This window comes from Dyella japonica DSM 16301, assembly GCF_001010355.1.
In the GTDB taxonomy this organism is placed as follows: Bacteria; Pseudomonadota; Gammaproteobacteria; order Xanthomonadales; family Rhodanobacteraceae; genus Dyella; species Dyella japonica.
Genome location: NZ_JPLA01000045.1, coordinates 1 through 18654 on the forward strand (window position 1 = coordinate 1; position 18654 = coordinate 18654).

At 65.0% G+C, this 18654-nt stretch carries 15 protein-coding genes; 14 read left to right on the forward strand and 1 reads right to left on the reverse strand.

Features of this window, described 5'->3' with window-relative positions:
- Window positions 1–115 precede the first annotated feature (115 nt).
- From pyrH to Y882_RS15580, 13 genes are all read left to right on the forward strand, one after another.
- Window positions 116–838, forward strand: coding sequence for a UMP kinase (pyrH, locus tag Y882_RS15520; RefSeq protein ID WP_046972861.1), 723 nt, complete (start codon window positions 116–118; stop codon window positions 836–838).
- A gap of 229 nt (window positions 839–1067) precedes the next feature.
- Window positions 1068–1625: a ribosome recycling factor gene (gene frr, locus Y882_RS15525; RefSeq protein WP_046972862.1), complete on the forward strand. Its 558-nt coding sequence runs from the start codon at window positions 1068–1070 to the stop codon at window positions 1623–1625.
- A gap of 25 nt (window positions 1626–1650) precedes the next feature.
- Window positions 1651–2391: a polyprenyl diphosphate synthase gene (gene uppS / locus Y882_RS15530; protein WP_046972863.1), complete on the forward strand. Its 741-nt coding sequence runs from the start codon at window positions 1651–1653 to the stop codon at window positions 2389–2391.
- Between the two features lie 8 nt (window positions 2392–2399).
- Complete coding sequence (locus Y882_RS15535) at window positions 2400–3218, forward strand: phosphatidate cytidylyltransferase (RefSeq protein ID WP_046972864.1); 819 nt, start codon at window positions 2400–2402, stop codon at window positions 3216–3218.
- Complete coding sequence (locus Y882_RS15540) at window positions 3215–4402, forward strand: 1-deoxy-D-xylulose-5-phosphate reductoisomerase (RefSeq protein WP_425479475.1); 1188 nt, start codon at window positions 3215–3217, stop codon at window positions 4400–4402. Before Y882_RS15535 ends, Y882_RS15540 begins: the two co-directional genes overlap by 4 nt.
- Window positions 4403–4424: 22 nt before the next feature.
- Window positions 4425–5771: an RIP metalloprotease RseP gene (rseP, locus tag Y882_RS15545; RefSeq protein ID WP_046972866.1), complete on the forward strand. Its 1347-nt coding sequence runs from the start codon at window positions 4425–4427 to the stop codon at window positions 5769–5771.
- 219 nt (window positions 5772–5990) lie between these two features.
- The gene (bamA, locus tag Y882_RS15550; protein WP_046972867.1) at window positions 5991–8462 is read left to right on the forward strand and encodes an outer membrane protein assembly factor BamA; all 2472 of its coding nucleotides are present in this window, start codon (window positions 5991–5993) and stop codon (window positions 8460–8462) included.
- 156 nt (window positions 8463–8618) lie between these two features.
- Complete coding sequence (gene lpxD / locus Y882_RS15555; RefSeq protein ID WP_046972868.1) at window positions 8619–9647, forward strand: UDP-3-O-(3-hydroxymyristoyl)glucosamine N-acyltransferase; 1029 nt, start codon at window positions 8619–8621, stop codon at window positions 9645–9647.
- Entirely contained in the window at window positions 9640–10113 is a 474-nt protein-coding gene (gene fabZ, locus Y882_RS15560) for a 3-hydroxyacyl-ACP dehydratase FabZ (RefSeq protein ID WP_046972869.1), read from the forward strand. Before lpxD ends, fabZ begins: the two co-directional genes overlap by 8 nt.
- A complete protein-coding gene (lpxA, locus tag Y882_RS15565; RefSeq protein WP_046972870.1) occupies window positions 10110–10883 on the forward strand; it encodes an acyl-ACP--UDP-N-acetylglucosamine O-acyltransferase in 774 nt (257 codons plus the stop codon). Before fabZ ends, lpxA begins: the two co-directional genes overlap by 4 nt.
- Before the next feature lie 60 nt (window positions 10884–10943).
- Complete coding sequence (lpxB, locus tag Y882_RS15570) at window positions 10944–12155, forward strand: lipid-A-disaccharide synthase (RefSeq protein ID WP_046972871.1); 1212 nt, start codon at window positions 10944–10946, stop codon at window positions 12153–12155.
- On the forward strand, window positions 12148–12786 hold the full coding sequence (locus Y882_RS15575) for a ribonuclease HII (protein ID WP_046972872.1): 639 nt from the start codon (window positions 12148–12150) through the stop codon (window positions 12784–12786). Before lpxB ends, Y882_RS15575 begins: the two co-directional genes overlap by 8 nt.
- A gap of 362 nt (window positions 12787–13148) precedes the next feature.
- Window positions 13149–13349, forward strand: coding sequence for a hypothetical protein (locus Y882_RS15580; protein WP_046972873.1), 201 nt, complete (start codon window positions 13149–13151; stop codon window positions 13347–13349).
- A gap of 57 nt (window positions 13350–13406) precedes the next feature.
- Here the strand turns inward: Y882_RS15580 and Y882_RS15585 are convergent, their stop codons facing one another.
- Complete coding sequence (locus Y882_RS15585; RefSeq protein WP_052950058.1) at window positions 13407–14846, reverse strand: amino acid permease; 1440 nt, start codon at window positions 14844–14846, stop codon at window positions 13407–13409.
- 198 nt (window positions 14847–15044) lie between these two features.
- On the opposite strand from Y882_RS15585, the gene dnaE reads away from it, so the two are divergent.
- Window positions 15045–18617: a DNA polymerase III subunit alpha gene (gene dnaE / locus Y882_RS15590; protein ID WP_046972874.1), complete on the forward strand. Its 3573-nt coding sequence runs from the start codon at window positions 15045–15047 to the stop codon at window positions 18615–18617.
- The last annotated feature ends 37 nt before the right edge of the window (window positions 18618–18654 follow it).

An 18654-nucleotide genomic window follows, 5' to 3' on the forward strand; every position in this document is an offset into this window, starting at 1 on the left:
CCCCCCCCCCACGGTGATGTCAGCTTTTCTTCCCCCGTGACGGCACGTAACCCTTACCCGGTCGCGTCACTGCCGTTACAATACGCGCGTTTTGCCCACACAATCCGGAGATCCCATGAGCGCACCGCTTAATTACCGCCGCATCCTGCTCAAACTCTCCGGTGAAGCCCTCATGGGCGAGGCCGACTACGGCATCGACCCGAAAGTGATCGGCCGCCTCGCCGACGAAATCATCGAAGTCCAGAAGGCCGGCATCCAGATCGGCGTGGTCATCGGTGGCGGCAACATCTTCCGCGGCGCGGGCCTGGCAGCGGCCGGCATGGACCGCGTCACCGGCGACCACATGGGCATGCTGGCCACGGTGATGAACGCACTGGCCATGCAGGACGCGATCGAGCGTCGCGGCGGCTTTGCCCGCGTGATGAGCGCGATCCAGATCCACGATGTGTCCGAAGACTTCATCCGCCGCCGCGCGATCCGCCATATCGAAAAGGGCCGCATCGTGCTGTTCGCGGCCGGTACCGGCAATCCGTTCTTCACCACCGACTCGGCCGCCGCGCTGCGCGCCGTGGAAGTGGGCGCCGACCTGCTGCTGAAGGCCACTAAGGTGGATGGCGTCTACACCGCCGATCCGGCCCGCCACAAGGACGCCACGCGCTACGACACGCTCACCTACGACCAGGTGATCGAAGGCAAGCTGGCCGTGATGGATACCGCCGCCATCGCGCTGTGCCGCGACCACGGCATGCCGCTGCGCATCTATGACATGACGGTGCCCGGCAACCTCATGCGCATCATGAAGGGCGAGGCGATCGGCACGCTGGTGTCGGACGACTAGCGAGTAGCGAGAAGTGAGGGAAGAGAAGTGAGGAGAGAGAGGGCCAAAACCGTCAATCTGGGGTGATTTTCAGTTGCGCGACAAATACGGCGGAGCACGGTGTTGTCGCTGACTCGGAGTTCGCCACGGTAGCTGGCCCTGGCGCTCTCGCTACTCACTCCTCCTCCCTCGTTCCCGCCTCTCTCCCCCCTGCTATACTCGCGGGCTTGCACGGTTTGAGGGGTTTCCCATGCTTAACGACATCAAGAACGATGCCCAGACCCGCATGGGCAAGAGCATCGACTCACTCAAGCACAACCTGCTGCGCCTGCGCACCGGTCGTGCGAGCACCGCCCTGGTGGACGGCATCAAGGTGCCGTACTACGGCTCGGACATGCCGCTGAACCAGGTGGCCACGGTCGCACTGGGCGATTCGCGCTCCATCATCATCACGCCGTTCGAAAAGACCCTGGTCGGCCCGATCGAAAAAGCCATCATGGCCTCGGACGTCGGCATCACGCCGAACACCTCCGGCCTGACCATCCGCCTCAATATGCCGCCGCTCACCGAAGAGCGTCGCCGCGAGCTGGCCAAGCACGTGGCGCATGAAGGCGAAGACGCCAAGATCGCCATCCGCAACGTGCGCCGCGACGCCATGCAGCAGGTCAAGGATCTGCTCAAGGAAAAGCTGATCACGGAAGACGACGAGCGCAAGGCGGAAGACGAAATCCAGAAGCTCACCGATCGCTTCGTCAAAGACGTCGACGGCGTCGTCAAGAACAAGGAAGAGGAGCTGATGGCGCTCTAAGCGCCATCGCTCCGAGCGCCTGCCCATGACCAGCGCCGATCCCGCGCGGACACCGCGCCACGTCGCCATCGTGATGGATGGAAACGGCCGCTGGGCGAAACTGCGCCACCGGCCGCGCACGTTCGGCCACAACGCCGGACGCAAGGCCGTGCGCAACGTGGTCGAAAGCTGCCTGCGCCAGGGCGTCAAGGTACTTACGCTGTTCGCGTTTTCCAGCGAGAACTGGCAGCGCCCGCAGGATGAAGTCGGCGCGCTGATGGAATTGTTCGTGCGCGCGCTGGACAAGGAAGTGGACGAACTGCACGGCAACGGCGTGCGTATTCGCTTCGTCGGTGACCTGGACAGTTTCGAAGCCGGCCTGCGCCAGCGCATGCTGGCCGCGATGGCGCGCACCGCCGGCAACGATGCGCTGCATCTGAATATCGCGGTGAGCTACGGCGGTCGCTGGGACATCGTGCAGGCCGCGCGCAAGGCCGCCGAAGCAGTGGCGCGCGGCGAGCTGCGCGCCGAGGACATCGACGAAGCCGCACTGGGCCAGCACATGTGCCTCGCCGAACTGCCGCCGCTGGATCTGTTCATCCGGACCGGCGGCGAGTGCCGCGTCAGCAATTTTCTTTTGTGGCAGCTTGCCTACGCGGAGCTGCACTTTACCGATACCCTGTGGCCCGACTTCGACGAGGCTTGCTTGAAGAGCGCCATCGCCGATTACGCACGCCGCGAACGCCGTTTCGGCAAGACCGGCGACCAAGTCGCCAAACAGGCGTAAGGACATCCATGCTGCTCCAGCGCACCTTGACCGCACTGCTGCTCGCCCCGCTGGTGATCGCGCTGATCCTGCTGGCGCCCACGGGCCTGTTTGCGGCCATCGTCGCGATCGCCTTTCTTGCCGCGATGTGGGAATGGACCCGGCTGTCGGGCCTGAAGGAAACCGCCCCGCGCGCCGCCCTGCTCGTGCTCACCGCCGCGATCTTCGCGCTGTGCTGGTATGCACGCAGCGGCATCGCCTGGCCGGTGATCATCGGCATCGGCGTGAGCTGGTGGATCGTGGTGGGCCAGTGGCTGCGCCACTTCGCCTTTGGCGCGGCGCCCACCCGCGAAAACTGCCTGATCAAGCTGGGCGCGGGCATGCTCGTGATTGTCCCGGCGTGGATTGCCGTGGTAACCATCCATGGCGTCTCCGAGCGCGGCAACTGGTGGACCATGCTCGCCCTGCTGATCGTCTGGGCCGCCGACATCGGCGCATACTTCAGCGGTCGCCAGTTCGGTCGTCGCAAGCTCGCCCCCACCATCAGCCCGGGCAAGACCTGGGCGGGTGTCTACGGCGCCTTCGTGGCCGGCGCCATCGTTGCCGGCGTGGGCGGTTCGCTGCTTGGCGTCAGCGGCGGCAAGCTGATCGGCCTGCTGGTGTTGTCGGTGTTCGTCGTGGTGGTCTCGATCGTGGGCGACCTGTTCGAGAGCCTGATGAAGCGCCATGCCGCCGTGAAGGATTCGGGCAACCTGTTCCCTGGCCATGGCGGCTTGCTTGATCGCCTGGACAGCGTGTTCGCCGCCATGCCGGTGTTTGCCGCCGGCATGCTTTTGCTGGGTCTATGAGTCATAGCTTGCGCAAAGTGGCGGTACTGGGTGCGACCGGCTCGATCGGTGGCAGCACGCTGGATGTGATCGCCCGCCATCCCGACCGCTTTCGCGCCACCGTGCTTGCCGCACACAGCAATGTCGCTGCGCTGGCCGAGCTGTGCGTTCGTTTCCGTCCGGACCTTGCCGTCATCGCCGACCCGACGCTCGAAGCCGAGCTGGTTCGCCGACTGGCCGCGGCCGGCGTGCGTTGCGACGTCGCCAGCGGCCATGACGCCGTCACCCAGGCCGTCTCGGGCGACCTGTGCGATACCGTGGTGGCGGCCATCGTCGGCGCCGCCGGGCTGGACTCCACGCTGGCCGCCGCACGTACCGGCAAGCGGTTGCTGCTGGCCAACAAGGAATCCATCGTGATGGCCGGCGCGCTGCTGCTGGACGCGCTGGCGGTAGGCGGCGGCGACTTGATTCCGGTCGATTCGGAACACAACGCGATCTTCCAGTGCCTGCCGGGCGGCCGTCCCAACCTGGCCGCCAGCGGCGTGCGCCGTCTCATCCTGACCGCCTCCGGCGGCCCGTTCCGTGGTCGCACCCGCGCCGAACTGGCCGGCGTCACCCCGGAGCAGGCCTGCAAGCACCCCAACTGGGTGATGGGCCGCAAGATTTCGGTGGATTCGGCCACCCTGATGAACAAGGGTCTGGAAGTCATCGAGGCGCACCATCTGTTTGGCGCCGCCCCCGACGTGATCGACGTGCTGGTGCACCCGCAAAGCCTGGTGCATTCGATGGTCGACTACGTCGACGGTTCGGTGCTCGCCCAGCTGGGCAATCCGGACATGCGCACGGCGATCGCCCACGCGCTGGCGTGGCCGGCGCGCATCGAAGCAGGCGTGGCGCCATTGGACCTGGCCGCCTGCGCCCCGCTGACGTTCCAGCAGCCCGATCTGGCGACCTTTCGCTGCCTAGCGCTGGCCTTCCAGGCGCTGCGGGCGGGGGGCGATGCCACGGCCATTCTCAACGCCGCCAACGAGGTCGCCGTCGACGCCTTCCTGGCCGGCGCACTGCCCTTCCTGGGCATCGCCGATCTCGTTGAGAGCGTACTTACGGAACTGCCGCCGCAAGCTGTGGTCGATGTCCAGACCCTGAATGAACGCGACCGCACGGCCCGCGAGGCCGCCCGTCGCATCCTTCGCAACGCTTGCTGACAAGCCTGATAAGCTCTCACCGATGAATAGTGTATTTGGCTCAGTGTTTTGGTTGCTTGTCACGCTAGGCGTGCTGGTGACCTTTCACGAATTTGGACACTACTGGGTAGCACGACGTTGCGGCGTCAAGGTGCTGCGTTTTTCCGTGGGCTTCGGCAAGGCGATCTGGAAGCGCATCGGCAAGGACGGCACCGAGTACCAGGTTGCCATGATCCCCCTGGGCGGCTACGTGAAGATGCTCGACGCCCGCGAAGGCGAAGTCGATCCCGCGCTCGCCGGCCAGGAATTCACCGCCAAGCCGGTATGGCAGCGCATCGCGATCGTGGCCGCCGGCCCGGGCTTCAATCTGATCTTCACCCTGTTCGCGTTCTGGCTGATGTTCCTGGTGGGCAAGCCGGACGTTGCCCCGGTCATCACCGCCGCGCCCCAGAGCATCGCCGCCGAGGCGGGCGTGCGTACCGGTGATCGCATCCTCAGTGTCGATGGGCACGAGATGGCGACCTGGAGTGACTCCATGGACGCCATCGCCAACGCGATGCTGGGCCGCGAACCGACCGCGCTGCGCGTGCGCGGCACCGATGGCGGCGAACGCTTGCTGACCCTGCCCTTGCAGCAGCTTCCCGCGGGCCAGCCGATCGACCAGTATTTCGACAAGCTCGGCATGAAGCTCGCGCCCCTGCCGGCGATTGCCGCCACGGTGACGCCGGGCGATCCCGCGCAGCAGGCCGGCATGCAGGGCGGCGACAAGCTGGTCAGCGTCAACGGCAAGCCCGTGGCCGACTTCGACGACTTCGCCCAACAGGTGAAGCGCGACGCGCCCAAGTCGCCCCGCTTCGTCATCGGCATCGAGCGCGCCGGCCAGCCGATGAGCCTGACCGTCACCGCCGCCTGGAAGTCCGAAGAGGGCCGCCCCAAGCAGTGGCTGATCGGCATCCGGCCGCCCCAGCCCGAACAGGCGCTGGTGCGCTATGGGCCGGTCAAGGCGATGCAGGCTTCGCTGGAAAGCACCTGGATCAGTACCACCAACACCTTCAACATGATCGGCAAGATGCTGACCGGACAGGCATCGACCAAGAACCTCTCCGGCGTCATCGGCATCGCCCAGGTGGCCAACGCTTCGGCGAGCATGGGGATCGGCTGGTTCTTCAGCTTCCTGGCCATGGTGTCGCTAAGTCTTGCGATCCTCAACCTCATGCCGATACCGGTCTTGGACGGTGGTTGGCTGCTGTATTACCTTATTGAGTTGGTCAAAGGCAGTCCCGTCAGCGAACGTGCGATGATGGCAGGTCAGTATGTCGGCCTGGTCATGTTGTTCACGTTAATGGGATTGGCTTTCTACAACGACATCCATCGCTTCCTGCCCTCGTGACGCGTAGCGGCTTTGCCGAAAGTCGCGCTTTCGTCCGAGGGACAGGTGTATCCGCAGCGTGCGCGAACACGCGCTTGCGACGGATACATGGCGGTGGTTTACCCGGTGCATCTGGGGAAGATGCAAGCACCCTTTCAAGGCTGGGCTTGTCCTGGCTTCACGTATTGATCGGGGCGGCCTCAACAGCCGCCTCATCGGAATAAACCAACGGAATCGACGATGAAGCGTATCGCCGCCCTGATCCTGCTTGCCTCACTATCCGCCAATGCACTCGCTTTCGAGCCCTTCGTCGTTTCCGATATCCGTATCGATGGCCTCAGCCGCATTTCCGCCGGTACGGTACTCAACTACCTGCCGGTCAACCGTGGCGACCGCCTGACCAACGATGCCGCCCAGCGCGCCATCCGTGCCCTGTACCAGACCAAGTTCTTCAGCGATGTCGAAATCGATCGCGAAGGCGACATCATGGTCATCAAGGTGGTCGAACGTCCCTCGATCGCCAAGCTCACCCTGCGCGGCAACAAGGACATCAAAGAAGAAGATCTGCGCAAGGGCCTGAAGGAAATCGGCCTGTCCGAAGGCGAGACCTTCGACCGCCTGTCGCTCGATCGCGTGCAGCAGGAACTGGTTCGCCAGTACTACAACCGCGGCAAGTACAACGTGTCGGTCGATCCGCACGTGACCAACCTCGATCGCAACCGCGTGGCCGTCGATATTGAAATTCGCGAAGGCAAGGTCGCGAAGATCAAGGAAATCAACATCGTCGGCAACAAGGCGTTCACCGACAAGGAAATCCGCAAGGGTTTCGAGTCGAGCACGTCCAACATGCTGTCGTGGTATTCGAAGGACGACCAGTACTCGCGCGAAAAGCTTTCCGGCGACCTGGAAAAGCTGCAGTCCTACTACATGGACCGCGGCTACGCCGACTTCGGCGTCGACTCCACGCAGGTGACCATCGCGCCGGACAAGCGCTCGATGTACATCGCCGCCAGCGTCAAGGAAGGCGACATCTACACCATCTCCGAAGTGCATCTGCTCGGTGAGCTGATCCTCCCCGAGGACTCGCTGCACCAGCTGGTGTACGTGCACAAGGGCGACACCTTCAATCGCAAGGCGATCGAGGCGAGCACCAATGCGATCAAGACCATCCTGGCCAGCATCGGTTATGCGTTCGCCAAGGTGACGCCGGTGCCGAAGCTGGACAAGGACAAGCGCACCGTCGACCTCACGCTCTACATCGAGCCGGGCAAGCGCGTGTACGTGCGCCGCGTGATCTTCCAGGGCAATACCCGCACCGAAGACGACGTGATGCGCCGCGAAATGCGCCAGCTGGAAGGCAGCTGGTTCTCGCAGCCGGCGATCGACCGCTCCAAGATCCGCCTGCAGCGCCTGGGCTATTTCAAGACCGTCAACATCGACAAGGCGCTGGTGCCGGGCACCGAAGACCAGGTCGACCTGACCGTGAAGGTGGAAGAACAGTCCGCCGGCAGCCTGATGTTCGGCGTGGGCTATTCGCAGTACTCGGGCATCATCCTGTCCGCGTCGGTGTCGCAGAACAACTTCATGGGCACCGGTGACAGCTTCACCGTGGGCGCATCGCGCAGCGACTACTCCACCAGCATCAACGCCAGCTACTTCAACCCGTACCTCACCGATAGCGGCGTGGGTATCGGCTACAACGCCGGTTACACCAAGAGCAACTACGGCGATACGAACAGCGACTTCGTGAACTACGAAAGTTCGATGAAGTCGTTCTCCAGCTTCCTGAGCTTCCCGATTTCCGAAACGGACAACATCCGTGCGGGCCTGGGCCTCAGCAGCAACAAGATCAACCTCAGCTACCAGTACCTCACGGTGGATGAGAACGGCAACACCGTCACGCAGACGGCGAACTACTCGCCGCAGGTGCTGATCGATTACCAGAACGCGCTGGGCCACCAGACCATCCATACGTGGGATGCCACGCTGGGCTGGAACCACGACACGCGCAACGGTTACTGGGCGCCGACCCGCGGCGGCCTGATCTCGCTGTCGACCGATATCGCCCTGCCCGGCTCCACCGTGCAGTACTACAAGATCATGGGTGAGGCGAACCATTACTGGCCGATCGGCAAGGGCTTCGTGCTCTATGTGGACGGTCAGGTCGGTTACGGCAAGACCTACGGCCAGACCTTCGACAACGATGGCGGCACCACCTACACGGCCGGCGAGAAGGTCACCTTTCCGTTCTGGGAAAACTTCTACTCAGGCGGTGTGCGCGACGTTCGCGGCTTCCAGGACAACACCCTGGGTCCTCGCGTCTGCGTGGGCACCGTTGCCGATCCGGTCACCGGCAAGCAGGTGCCGATCACCCCGCTGCCGAACGGCACCTGCCAGGGCAGCGTGTACAGCTACGCGCAGCCGCTGGGTGGTGCGTTCAAGGTGCTGGGCACGGCCGAGCTGTACCTGCCGCTGCCGTTCCTCAAGGACATCAACACGGCCCGCGTGTCGTGGTTCGTGGACGTGGGTAACGCCTACCAGGATTACCAGAGCTTCACGGCCAAGACGCTGCGCGTCTCGACCGGCCTGTCGCTGCACTGGCAGGCGCCGATCGGCCCGCTGATCATCAACTTTGCCGTGCCGCTGCGCACCCAGCAGGATGATGGTCACTACGAGGAGCGCATCCAGTTCACCTTCGGCAGCCAGTTCTGATCAGCTGACCGTCTCAAGGTTGAAACAGCAGAAGGCGCGGCCATGCCGCGCCTTCTTTTTTGTGGCGACCATCGCCGATGTGACGACAACGTCGCGGCGGGCAGTTTTGATGCCCCGGCGGGGAGCCCTACAATGGCCCGATTGCAGGGAGCTGACATGAGCATTTTCCAAACCACCGTCTCCGAGCTGGCCGAGCGTTTCGGCCTGGTCTGCCACGGCGACGGCTCGCGCATCATCGACGGCGTGGGCACCCTGGCCGGTGCCGGTCCGAGCCAGCTGAGCTTCCTCTCCAACAGCAAGTACGCCTCCCAGCTGACGGCCACCCGCGCCGGCGTGGTGGTGATGCGCGAGGAAAACGTGGCCGACAGCCCGGTGATCGCCCTGGTGGCGCGTGATCCCTATGTGGCCTACGCCAAGATCGCCGCCCTGTTCGAACGCCTGCCTGCCTCGCCGCAGGGCGTCCACCCGACCGCCGTGGTGGCGCCGACCGCACGCGTGGCGCCGACCGCCAGCATCGGTCCGGGCTGCGTGATCGAGGACGGCGCGGTGGTGGAAGACGGCGCGATCCTCGGCCCGCATTGCATCATCGGCCCCGAATGCACCGTCGGCGCCCAGTGTCGTCTGGTCGCCCGCGTGACCCTGGTGATCCGCGTGACGCTGGGCAAGCGCGTGCTGGTCCATCCGGGCGCGGTGATCGGTTCGGACGGCTTCGGCCTCGCCTTCGACCGCGACCACTGGATCAAGCTGCCGCAGCTGGGCGGCGTGCGCATCGGCGACGACTGCGAAATCGGCGCCAACACCACCATCGATCGCGGCGCGCTGGACGACACCGTGCTCGAGGAAGACGTGCGCCTGGACAACCAGATCCAGATCGCCCACAACGTCTATATCGGCGCGCACACCGCTTTGGCGGGCTGTGCGGCCGTGGCCGGCAGCGCCAAGATCGGCCGCTACTGCATGATCGGCGGCAATGCCGGCGTGCTGGGCCATCTGGAAGTCGCCGACCGGGTTACCATTACCGCCAAGAGCCTGGTCACGCACTCCATACGCGAGCCCGGTGAATACTCCTCGGGCGTCCCACTGCAGGAAAACCGCCAATGGCGGCGCAACGCAGCCCGATTCAAGCATCTCGATGAATACGTGCGCCGCCTTTCGGCGCTGGAGAAGGACAGCAACAATGAGTGACCTGACCGTGCCTTTCCACCTTCCCGTGAACGTGGAACAAATCCAGCAGCTGCTGCCGCACCGCTATCCGTTCCTGCTGGTCGACCGCGTGATCGAGCTGGTGCCGGACAAGAGCGCCGTGGCGATCAAGAACGTGACGATCAACGAGCCGTTCTTCCAGGGCCACTTCCCGGGTCATCCGGTGATGCCCGGCGTGCTGATCGTGGAAGCCATGGCCCAGGCCGCCGGTCTGCTCACGCAGATCTCCAGCCGCCTCAAGGGCACCACGGGCAGCCCGCTGTTCTACCTGGCCAAGGTGGACAACGCGCGCTTCAACGCGCCGGTGGTACCGGGCGATCAGCTGCGTCTTGAAGTGGAGCTCAAGCGCCTGCTGCGCAGCATGGGCCTGTTCGAGGCACGCACCATCGTCAACGGCAAGGAAGTGGCGAGCTGCGAGCTGATGTGCGCCGCGAGGTCCGACAAATGATCCATGCCACCGCGCAGATCGATCCTTCGGCCGTCATTGCGAACGACGTCAGCATCGGTGCGTACAGCGTGATCGGCGCCGATGTGCATATCGGTGAAGGCACCGTGGTTGGCCCGCACGTGGTGATCGAAGGTCCCACCCGCATCGGCCGCGAGAACCAGATCAGCCAGTTCGCCTCGCTGGGTGGCGCGCCGCAGGACAAGAAGTTCAAGGGCGAGCCCACCGAGCTGATCATCGGCGACCGCAACCTGATCCGCGAGTTCGTCACCATCAACCGTGGCACCAGCGATGGCGGCGGCGCCACGCGCATCGGCAACGACAACTGGATCCTTGCCTACGTCCACATCGCGCACGATTGCCAGATCGGCAACAACACGGTGTTCTCCAACTACTCCGCCCTTGCCGGCCATGTGGAAGTGGGCGACTGGGTGGTGATGGCCGGATTCTCGGGCGCGCACCAGTTCTGCAAGATCGGCGCGCATGCCTTCATCGGCATGGGCTGCCTGCTGGGCTCGGATGTGCCGCCGTTCGTGATGATGGCCAACGAGCAACGCGGACGTCCGCGCGGCATCAACAGCGAAGGCCTCAAGCGTCGCGGTTTCGACACCACGCGCATCTCCGCCATCAAGCGCGCCTACCGCACGCTGTACATGGCCGGCCTGACCCTGGCCGACGCGCGCGAGCAGCTGAGCACGCAGGCCAACGACAGCGACGACGTGCGCGCCATGCTCGAGTTCCTTGATCGCAGCGAGCGTTCGTTGGCACGTTGATATGAGCTTCGCTCATATCAACCCATCAGGCACGGGCTCTGGCTTTAAGGGTGTCGCGACATGCTTGAAAACCAGGTGACCCGACGCGCGCCCACCATCGCCATCATCGCCGGCGAAGATTCCGGCGATCAGCTGGGCGCCGACCTGATCGCCGCGCTGCGCCGCCGCTATCCGGAGGCGCGCTTCGTCGGCATCGGCGGCGCGCGCATGCAGGCCACCGGTTTCGACTCCTGGTACGACATCCGGGAGTTGTCGCTGTTCGGCTTCGCCGAGGTCGTCTCGCACCTGCCCCGGCTGCTGAAGCTGCGCAAGGAACTGGTGGCGCGCATCATCGCCGCGCGACCCGATGTGGTGGTCGGCATTGATGCGCCCGACTTCAATCTTGGCGTCGAAAAACGCCTGCGCGAAGCCGGCCTGCGCACTGTGCATTACGTCAGCCCCTCTGTCTGGGCCTGGCGCGAGAAGCGCACGGAGAAGATCGGCCGCAGTGCCAACCGGGTGCTGTGCCTGTTCCCGATGGAACCGGCGATCTATGCGCGCCACGGCGTCGACGCACGCTTCGTCGGCCACCCGCTGGCCGATCGTTTTGCGCTGGTCTCCGATCGCATCGGCGCGCGCGATTTTCTCGGCATTCAGCTCAGCGTCCCGGTGCTCGCCGTGCTGCCGGGCAGTCGCGGTTCCGAGATCAAGCAATTGGGCAGCGCGTTCATCGAGGCCGCGCGCAAGGTCGCCGCGCAGATGCCGGGCCTGCGCATCATCGTGCCGGCGGCAAACGAGCGCGTGCACGCCAGCCTCAAGCAGATCATTGGCCATGCCGACGACGAAAGCGCGCCGCAACTGATCGACGGTCACGCGCATGAAGCCATGCTCGCCGCCGACGTGGTGATGCTGGCCTCGGGCACCGCCACGCTGGAGGCCATGTTGGCCAAGCGTCCGATGGTGGTGGGTTACCGCGTATCGCCGGTGAGCTATCGCATTGCGCGCGCACTGAACATGCTCAAGACGGACGTCTATTCGCTGCCCAATATCCTGGCCCGCGCCAGCGGCATGGGCGACGACGTGGTGCTGGTGCCCGAACTGATGCAGGACGATTTCACCGCCGATAAGCTGGCCGATGCCACGCTGGCGCTGTTCCACGACAGCGAGCGGCGCGGCGCCATCGTCGCCGCATTCGAACAATTGCATCTCGCCTTGCGCGGCGATCTGCAAGGCCATGCCGGTGATCTGGCAGCCGACGCGGTCGCCGAACTGATCGAGGCGCATCATGCCTGAAGCAAAGGCCAGGACGCGTCGTGAGGCGCCCGCCGCCGATGCCCTCGTGCGCTTTGTTGCCGGTGTCGACGAAGCTGGCCGCGGGCCACTGGCCGGTCCGGTCGCGGTGGCGGCAGTGATCCTCGATCCGTCCAAGCCGCGCATCCGCGGCCTGGACGATTCCAAGAAGCTCACGCATGCCAAGCGCGAAGCGCTGTACGAGAAAATCGTCGAGCGCGCGCTGAGCTACAGCATCGTGATGGTGATGTCCGACGAGATCGACCGCATCAACATCTTCCAGGCCACCATGACGGGCATGTGCCGCGCCCTGGCGGGGCTCACGCCCAGCGCGCACGAAGCCTGGATCGACGGCAATGCATTGCCGCGCGATCTGCCCTGCGCAGGACGCGCCATCATCGGCGGCGACGCGCTGGAACCTGCCATCAGTGCCGCGTCCATCCTGGCCAAGGTCACCCGCGACCGCTGGATGGTGGAACTCGATCGCCAGCATCCCGGCTACGGCTTCGCCGAGCACAAGGGTTACGGCACGCCAGCACACCTGGCCGCGCTGCAGCGGCTGGGGCCGTGCCCGCATCATCGACGCAGCTTTGCGCCGGTGAAGATCCTGGTGGACCAGGGCGTGCTGTTCTAGAACGATCCAAACGGAATGGACGTCCAACTCACGTTGCGTGGGCCGCGTCTCAAGATGCATCGACGAGGCCAAACAGCACCAGATAATGCATGCCCAATGACCCACGTCATCGGCTCGCAACAGCGCTAGGCTAGGCTCAAATCCTGGAACAGCGCCCGGCATGGGATGGCACAACAAGGCAACCTTTTTTGCCGCCGCTGCATCCGAATGGATAAGGAAGACGAGTCACCGCCTGCTCCCTCACCCGCTGAACATTTCACGCGGTGCGGTGTCTCCAGTTAGCAGGGACGCTGGCCCATGCGGTCTCCCCAGCCGCATGGCACTCAAGCTCCAAGCGCGCATTCGACCGCAGGAGTTGTGTCATGAGCACCATCCGCCGCCCCAACGAGCCTGACATCAGCCCCAACCTCACACCACGCTCGCAACTCAGCCTTGAAGAGATGAATGCGATCGCCGAGGCCGAATACCGTCACGTCGACTACGACCGCCATCCGCTGAGGGTGGAGGGACTGGAACACTACCTCGACCGTTACGACGCCAGCGAACGTTTTCACATCTGGTGAATGGTCCGGGCAGGCGACGATGGAGCGCCATCGTCGCCTTGGTGCAGTAGCGAGCGATCAGTCGCGCGCCCGCAGCAGGCTGTGCCGATAGCCGTAGCCCACGTAGATCAGCATGCCCAGCGCCGTCCAGCCGGCCAGCAGCATCCAGTTGCCGGTATTCATCTGGGCGAGCAGGAACAGGCACACGGCCACGCCCAGCGGGCACACCACGACGGCGGCCGGCACGCGGAATCCGCGCGGCAACTCCGGGCGCGTGTGACGCAGGACCAGCACGCCGACGCATACCGTGGCGAAGGCCAGCAGCGTGCCCATCGAGAGCAGGTCGCCGAGCAGGCTCAACGGAAACACCGCCGCCAGCACGCCGCCAACCAGGCCGACCAGTACGGTCGTGCGATGCGGCGTCTGGAAGCGCTCGTGCACGGCGCCGAACATGCGCGGCAACAGACCATCGCCGGCCATGCTGTAGAGGATGCGCGCCAGGCCCAGGTGCATAACCAGGATCACCGAGGTCAGGCCGGCCACCGCGCCCACCTGCGTGAGCAGCTTGAGCCAGGCGAGCTGCGGATGCGCCGCCAGCGCGGTCGCCACCGGCTCGGCGGTGGCGAGCTGGGCGAACGGCACCAGTCCCGTGAGCACCGCCGCCACGATGATGTAGAGCACGGTGCACACGGCCAGCGAAATCAGGATGCCGGCGGGCACGTTCTGCTGCGGATTGCGCGTTTCCTGCGCCGCCGTGGCCACCGCGTCGAAGCCGATGTAGGCGTAGAACACGCTGGTCGCCGCGCGGAACACGCCGCTCCAGCCGTAGTGATCCCCGCCCTGGTTGGCCGGCACATAGGGGTGCCACAGCGAGGTGTCGATGTATTGCAGGCCGAACACCACGAACAGGATCACCACCAACACCTTGACCACCACCACCACGCTGGCGAACAAGGTCGATTGCCGTGTGCCGGTGTAGAGCAGCGCCGTGATGGCGGCCACCACCAGCAGCGCCGGCAGGTTGATCCAGGCCCCGGTCACCACGAAATGGCCGTCGCGGAAAGCCAGTGGCGCATTGGCCAGCACGCTGGGGACATCGATGCCCATGCTGTGCAGCAGGCCCACCCCGTAGCCGGACCAGCCCACCGCCACCGACGACACCGCCAGCAGGTATTCGGCCACCACGTTCCAGCCAATGAACCAGGCCAGCAGCTCGCCGAAGGTGGCATACGCGTAAACATAGGCACTGCCGGAGACCGGCAGCATGGCGGCGAACTCCGCGTAGCTCAGCGCCGCCAGCGCGGCGGCCAGGCCGGCCAGCACGAAGGAGATCGTCAGGGCCGGACCGGCATGCTCAGCCGCCGCCTGCCCGGTGATCACGAAGATGCCTGCGCCGATCACCGCACCCACACCCAGCACGATCAGATCCTTCAGGCCCAGCGTGCGCCGCAGGTTGTCGCTGGCGGTCAGCGATGCCTCGATGGGTTTGGCGGTGAACAACGATCGGATCAGTGACATCGGTGCTTCCCCGGCAAGCCTCGGGCCGCCGTGCAGGTGGATAAAGCGTTCGACCATGCCAGTCCCGGCCCCTCCCTGCAACCGCCATAGGTCCGGCTCGATCCTGATGGCACCGGGGAAAGCCTTGGAGGCGGCAATGTCAATCTTGCCCGTCCCCTGCCGCACCGTTAGGCTGAACATCCATCTCGCGCGTGCGCCATGTCCGTCCGCTTCGCTCACCTTCACTTGCACAGCGAATATTCGCTGGTCGACTCGACTGTCCGCATCAAGGGACTGGTCGAAGCCTGCGTGCGCCTGGGCATCCCGGCCGTCGCGCTGACCGACGACAGCAACATGTTCGCGCTGGTGAAGTTCTACAAGGCGTGCAGCGCCGCCGGCATCAAGCCGATCGGTGGCTGCGACCTGTGGGTGAGCGCGCCGGACGATCCGCGTCCCTGGCGCCTCACCGTGGTCTGCCAGGATCGCGAGGGTTACCTCAATCTGTCACGCCTGGTGTCGCGCGCGTGGCGCGACGGCCAGCACAGCGGGCGCGCGCTGGTCGATGCGAGCTGGCTGACCGCGGATGCGACGCGTGGCCTGATCGCCCTGCTCGGCCGCGAAAGCGAAGCCGGACGCATCGCCGTCAACCAGGGCGTGAGCAACGCGGCAACCCGCCTGCGGCCGTTCGCCCAGCAGATGGCCGATCGCCTGTATCTCGAGCTGACCCGCACCGGTCGCGACGGCGAGGAAAACTGGAACGCTGCCGCCCTCGCCCTGGCCAGCGAACTCGACCTGCCGGTGATCGCCAGCAACGACGTGCGCTTCCTCAAGGCGGACAATTTCGAATCGCACGAAGCGCGCGTATGCATCAACCAGGGGCGCGTGCTGGCCGACCCCAAGCGCCCACGCGACTACAGCAACCAGCAGTACCTGAAATCGCCGGAAGAAATGGAGGCGCTGTTCGCCGACCTTCCCGAGGCGCTGGAAAACACCATCGAGCTGGCCAAGCGCTGCTCGCTGGAACTGGATTTCGGCACCTACTACCTGCCCGATTTCCCGGTGCCCGAAGGCCACGACCTGGCCAGCTATATCCGCGAAATCTCGCGCGAGGGTCTGCGCGAGCGTCTCGAGTTCGCCGGCGTCGCGCCAGGCCGCACGCGCGAGGAATACGAAACGCGACTGGAACGCGAGCTGGACGTCATCATCAAGATGGGCTTCCCCGGCTACTTCCTGATCGTGGCGGACTTCATCAACTGGGGTAAGCAGAACGGCATTCCGGTCGGACCGGGCCGCGGTTCGGGCGCGGGCTCGCTGGTGGCCTGGGTACTGAAGATCACCGATCTGGATCCGATCCAGTTCGACCTGCTGTTCGAGCGATTCCTCAATCCCGAACGCGTGTCGATGCCCGACTTCGACATCGACTTCTGCATGGATCGCCGCGACGAGGTGATCGACTACGTCGCGCGCAAATACGGCCGCGACCACGTCAGCCAGATCATCACCTACGGTTCGATGGCGGCCAAGGCCGTGCTGCGCGACTCCGGCCGCGTGCTCGGCATGGGCTACAACGCCGTCGACCGTATCGCCAAGCTGATCCCGGCGCGCCCGCTCGACCTCACCCTGCAATGCGCGCTGGGCCGCTCGGAAAAAGCCAAGAAAGAACCCGACCGCATCGTCAAGGAGTTCTGCGAACTCTACGAGCAGGACGAAGAAGCGCGCACCCTGATCGACCTGGCGCTGAGCCTGGAAAGCCTCACCCGCAACGTCGGCAAGCACGCCGGCGGCGTGGTGATCGGTCCCAAGCCGCTGACCGAGTTCGCACCGCTGTACTGCGAACCGGGCGGCGCCGGCGTGGTGACTCAATACGACAAGGACGACGTCGAAGCGGTCGGCCTGGTCAAGTTCGACTTCCTCGGCCTGCGCACGCTGACCATCATCGACTGGGCGGTGAAGGCGATCAATCTGCGCCGTGAAACTTGCGGCGAAGCGCCGCTGGATATCGCCGCGCTGCCGCTCACCGACGCGCCTACCTACGACCTGCTGAAAAAAGCGCAGACGGTGGCGGTGTTCCAGCTCGAATCCTCCGGCATGCAGCGCATGCTCAAGGATGCCAAGCCCGACCGCTTCGAAGACATCATCGCGCTGGTGGCCTTGTATCGCCCCGGCCCGATGGACCTGATTCCCAGCTTCGTGGCGCGCAAGCACGGCCGCGAGGATGTGATCTATCCCGACCCGCGCGTCGAGCCGATCCTGAAAGAGACCTACGGCATCATGGTCTATCAGGAGCAGGTGATGCAGATGGCGCAGATCGTGGGCGGTTATTCGCTCGGCGGCGCCGACCTGCTGCGCCGCGCGATGGGCAAGAAGAAGCTCGAGGAAATGGCGAAGGAACGCGCCAAGTTCCGCGAGGGCGCCGCCAAGGACGGACTCACCGGCGACAAGGCCGACGCCATCTTCGACTTGATGGAAAAGTTCGCCGGCTACGGCTTCAACAAGTCGCACGCCGCGGCCTATGCGCTGGTTTCGTACCAAACCGCTTGGCTGAAGGCGCACTACCCGGCCGAGTTCATGGCCGCGACGATTTCGTCGGACATGGACAACACCGACAAGGCCGTCACCTTCATCGACGAGTCCAAGGCGATCGGCCTGAAGGTGCTGCCGCCGGACGTCAACGCGTCCGAGTTCATGTTCGTGGCGGTGGAAGCGGACGGTTCGTCGTCGACCGGTCGCCAGGGCGCGCGCACCATCCGCTACGGCCTGGGCGCGATCAAGGGCGTCGGCCAAGGCGCATGCGAAGCGATCGCGGACGAACGCAAGCGCAACGGCCCGTACAAGGACCTGCCCGACTTCTGCCGTCGCGTGGACTCGACCAAGCTCAATCGTCGCGTGCTCGAAGCGCTGATCCTGTCCGGCTCGCTCGATGCGCTGGCAGAAAATCGCGCCAGCCTGATGGCGCAGCTGCCGAACGCGATGAAGGTCGCCGAGCAGCATCTGCGCGATCGGCAGAGCGGCCAGAACGATATGTTCGGCGCGATGATGGGCAGCGTTGCCCCTGTCGTGCAGGTGGATCTGCCCACCGTGCCCGAATGGCCGCTGGAACAATTGCTGCAGGGCGAGCGCGACACGCTCGGCCATTACCTTTCTGGCCATCCCACCGATCCATGGAAGGATGAACTGGCTCAGCTCTCGACTTGCCCGCTGGGCGAGATTGGCGATCGCTACCAGCCGCCCAAGCCACGCAAGAACGACGACGGCGACAACCGCTTCCGCCGCGGCCCGGATACGCCGTGGACGGTCGCCGGCATGGTCACCGCCATCCGCAAGCGCGGCGATAGCGATGCCTTCGTGCGGCTGGAAGACGGCACCGGCATCATCGAGGTGAGCTTCTTCGGCGAGCTCTACCAGCAGGTAGCGCCGCTGCTGACGCGCGACGAGATGCTGGTGGTGGAAGGCGGCCTGCGCATCGACGATTTCTCCGGCGGCGGCTTCGCCCTGCGCGCCCGCAGCGCCTACACCCTCGGCGACGCCTGCCGCCGCTACGCCCGCCTGCTGCGTTTAAAACTGAACGGGGTGAACCCGGCCTTCATCGAGGACCTGCGGCGGACGTTGGCTGGGTACCGCGGTGGGCGCGCGAGCGTGATCCTCTACGGGTATCACAACGCGACGGCTCAGGCCGACCTGGAGCTGGGGGAGGAGTGGCGGGTGGATGCCATTCCGGAGCTGCTGCGGGCGATTCGGGCGGTGCCTGGGGTGGAGGCGGCAAAGTTGAGGATAGTGAAGAGCCAGGAGTGAGTTAAGAGGAGTGAGAAGTAAGAGGGGGTAGCCGTCT

What these genes read in the sequence shown, in the direction of transcription:
- pyrH (WP_046972861.1), top strand. Translation starts at nt 116, where the DNA reads ATGAGCGCACCGCTTAATTACCGCCGCATCCTGCTCAAACTCTCCGGT.
- frr (WP_046972862.1), top strand. Translation starts at nt 1,068, where the DNA reads ATGCTTAACGACATCAAGAACGATGCCCAGACCCGCATGGGCAAGAGC.
- uppS (WP_046972863.1), top strand. Translation starts at nt 1,651, where the DNA reads ATGACCAGCGCCGATCCCGCGCGGACACCGCGCCACGTCGCCATCGTG.
- Y882_RS15535 (WP_046972864.1), top strand. Translation starts at nt 2,400, where the DNA reads ATGCTGCTCCAGCGCACCTTGACCGCACTGCTGCTCGCCCCGCTGGTG.
- Y882_RS15540 (WP_425479475.1), top strand. Translation starts at nt 3,215, where the DNA reads ATGAGTCATAGCTTGCGCAAAGTGGCGGTACTGGGTGCGACCGGCTCG.
- rseP (WP_046972866.1), top strand. Translation starts at nt 4,425, where the DNA reads ATGAATAGTGTATTTGGCTCAGTGTTTTGGTTGCTTGTCACGCTAGGC.
- bamA (WP_046972867.1), top strand. Translation starts at nt 5,991, where the DNA reads ATGAAGCGTATCGCCGCCCTGATCCTGCTTGCCTCACTATCCGCCAAT.
- lpxD (WP_046972868.1), top strand. Translation starts at nt 8,619, where the DNA reads ATGAGCATTTTCCAAACCACCGTCTCCGAGCTGGCCGAGCGTTTCGGC.
- fabZ (WP_046972869.1), top strand. Translation starts at nt 9,640, where the DNA reads ATGAGTGACCTGACCGTGCCTTTCCACCTTCCCGTGAACGTGGAACAA.
- lpxA (WP_046972870.1), top strand. Translation starts at nt 10,110, where the DNA reads ATGATCCATGCCACCGCGCAGATCGATCCTTCGGCCGTCATTGCGAAC.
- lpxB (WP_046972871.1), top strand. Translation starts at nt 10,944, where the DNA reads ATGCTTGAAAACCAGGTGACCCGACGCGCGCCCACCATCGCCATCATC.
- Y882_RS15575 (WP_046972872.1), top strand. Translation starts at nt 12,148, where the DNA reads ATGCCTGAAGCAAAGGCCAGGACGCGTCGTGAGGCGCCCGCCGCCGAT.
- Y882_RS15580 (WP_046972873.1), top strand. Translation starts at nt 13,149, where the DNA reads ATGAGCACCATCCGCCGCCCCAACGAGCCTGACATCAGCCCCAACCTC.
- Y882_RS15585 (WP_052950058.1), bottom strand. Translation starts at nt 14,846, where the DNA reads ATGTCACTGATCCGATCGTTGTTCACCGCCAAACCCATCGAGGCATCG.
- dnaE (WP_046972874.1), top strand. Translation starts at nt 15,045, where the DNA reads ATGTCCGTCCGCTTCGCTCACCTTCACTTGCACAGCGAATATTCGCTG.